1 protein-coding gene is annotated in these 3,084 nt (G+C 35.0%); it reads left to right on the top strand.

Going from position 1 to position 3,084, the window contains the following annotated elements:
• A partial coding sequence (locus DWY25_RS17525; RefSeq protein ID WP_147336722.1) for an InlB B-repeat-containing protein occupies positions 1-3,084 on the top strand: 3,084 nt, incomplete at both ends.

The raw sequence follows: 3,084 nt of genomic DNA on the forward strand, positions 1-3,084 counted from the left end.
AAATGGCTGTGAGCTTATGGTTTTTTCTTATTTTCCTGATTTGTCACAGCCCCGTTGAAATTATTGATTTGAGTGATGAAGATTTTGTCAATAACATTTATGTTGCGGAAAATTGTGAATTTGTTCGTGAAGGAATAAAACTGGTAACTACAGAAAAAAGTATATCTAAAGAAAGCTTTGATGATGAGGGACAAGCAAATATAGTATTTAATTACGAAATTGCTGATGGTTATGAATTGATTATGCCCAAAATCAACACGCGATCTATTTATGTGGGTGAACTAACAGAAGATAATCCTGGAATTATACCGACAGAAGATAAACTGGTAGTTACAGTAAAATTTAGTTATGAAACTGGAGCTATGGCCCTAAATTCATACACTTTCGAAACAACGCGTAACGAAAATAATGAATTTTTGGTTGATTACGAAATTCCTGCTATCGAAGGGTACACGGCTGAGTTACTCGACGAAAGCAATTTCCAATTCACAGATAATCACATTACAGGAGTGTTTGCTGAAAAAGGTAATTTGTCTGCGGAAATTATATATAAGGCGAATCCGATTAATTATACAGTGAAACATTTCTTTGAAAATGATAATGGTGAATATTTAGAAAATAAGGAATTAGCTGAAACTAAATTAGGTAATTTTGGCGAATTAACCGATGCACAATCATTATCCGTAGCGGGATATACACCTCAAAGCATTATTCAAACTTTGATAAATAAGGAAGATACAGTTGTAGAGATTAAATATGATCTGAATGTTTACTCACTGACATATCAAACTAACGGAGGAAGTTATGTTCCACGGCAAACTGGTAAATATATGTCGGAGATTACAATTGCTTCTGGCTCAACTTTAGCTGGATATACTTTCGAAGGTTGGTATACCAATCCAGAATTTGAGGGTGATTCAGTTAGTGGAAATTTAGTATTGACAGATAATGTCACTTTGTATGCTAAATGGTCAGCTTCTAGTGTGAACTATAACATTGTTTATCTTGTAGAAAATGCTAATGATGATGGATATTCTTTGTTATCAACAGGGCAGGGAACGGCACGGACAGGTTCTTCTGTAACAGTTACTTCTCAACAAGCAAAACCTTCTTGGGGAAGCTTACCAAGTAAAGCCTTTAGATTTGAACGTGCAACTAACGAAATTGTGAAAGCAGACGGTAGTTCGGTTGTAACAGTTTATTATTCCAGAAATGAATACACTATTACAATAAAAGGCAATAGAAATACTACCTATGGAACAATTAAAGCTAAATATGGATCCAATATAGCTGATGAATGGTTATCTATTACTAAGAGTCATACTGAAAATGGAACATATGCGTGGGAAGATAATAAAGGCAATCCTAAATTAGCTGTTCTTGATATAATGCCTAGCGAGGACAGAACATATACAAGAACAAGGAATACTTCGTATAAAGAGGAAACGATCCATTATTATCTTGAAGGTTATGCTAAAGGAAATCAAAGAAATTTTGATGGAAAAACATTTGGTGAGTATACCTCAGTTGATGTAAGATACAATTATTTTACAGAGTCTGAAGAGTTCTTTGATATTGATGGTTATGATCAATATAAAGCAACAGATTCCAGAGGAAAAAATGTCAATTTTGGAAGTAGTTCCAATATATCTAGCGGTGATTATTATTTCTATTATACCCGTGCAGAATATACACTATCGTTGATAAATGTGAACGATCGTATTGATTACAAAGTTCCTTATACTGAGGATATTTCTGATAAGTTGGTAGAACCAAAGAATAAGCCAACAAATGATTCAGTATTTGAGGGCTGGTATATTGACCAGGGATTAACAGAAAAATTCACTGAAACAACTATGCCAAAGGGGCTTGTATTATATGCAAAATGGTCAGCACCTAGTTATGATGTCAAGTTTGTAAGCGACGGAGTGGTTGTTGAAACAAGACCTGTAATCAGTGGCAAGACCGTTGATATGATCAATGCTCCTGAAAATCCAGGATACGATTTCGACGGTTGGTTTGTTGATGAAGAATGTACTCAATTATATGATTTTGCAGAACCTGTAAAAGAAAGCAAAGTCTTATACGCAGGGTGGTCCAAACGCCAGATGGCTGATTACGTGGTAAAGTATGTCACAGAAACTGGAGAACAAGTTGCTGAAAGTAAATATGGCAGTGGTAAAGTAGAAACAACAATAGTTGAAAAAGCCGTAAAACCAGAAGGAAAATTTGCGGAATATACTGTAGATGCGCCAAGTAAGTCAATTGTCTTATCAACAAATTCGAATGAAAACGTAATAACGTTTACTTACTATGCGACTGCGGAACTGACATATGACGTAATTTATACGTATGAAGGTAAAATTATCTATAGTGTAGTGGATAATATTTCAGATGTAAATCGAATCAAAGTTTATCCGGTTTTAGCATCAGAAATTGAAGCATTGCAGGGCTATTCGATTAATGAATCATTTAAATGGGCAGATTTATATTATGGTCAAGATAATATAATCGAATTTACATTAAATGTTTCTAATTTTGAAATAGACTATAAAAATGTTGAAGATGTAACATGGAAAAATGGCGATTTGGTAAATCCAAATCCTGAATCGTATTCCATTAAAGACATTTCTGATGGAAAAGTTATTACCTTAGTAAATCCTGAAAAACGAGGTTATTCTTTTACAGGATGGACATTAACAAAAGGTACAAATCCAGATGCAACACATGATCCTATGAATACTGTAATTAGTGAAGGATCTTATGGAAATTTGGAGTTTACTGCTAATTTTGTTATTGATGAAAGCCAGACAAAGGAACTGAATTACACAGTCAAGCATGTGATTGGCGAAGAAGTTCAGGAAACCTTAACGGAAACGCAGAAAGTTCAGGTATTGCAGCCAGATACACTGACGCGGAATACTGAATTAGAAGCAGATCGCGGTTATAAGGGCTATAAGAAGAGCACTGTAACTTACGAAAACGGGGAAGCTGTAGAAGGTGAAACCATTGCGAATGGAGCGGTCATCGTAGTCAACTATGACGTTGATGCCGAACAGACAAAGGATCTGAGCTATACAGTAG

Origin of the sequence: Holdemania filiformis, from assembly GCF_003459085.1 — a bacterium.
Taxonomy (GTDB): Bacteria; Bacillota_I; Bacilli_A; order Erysipelotrichales; family Erysipelotrichaceae; genus Holdemania; species Holdemania filiformis.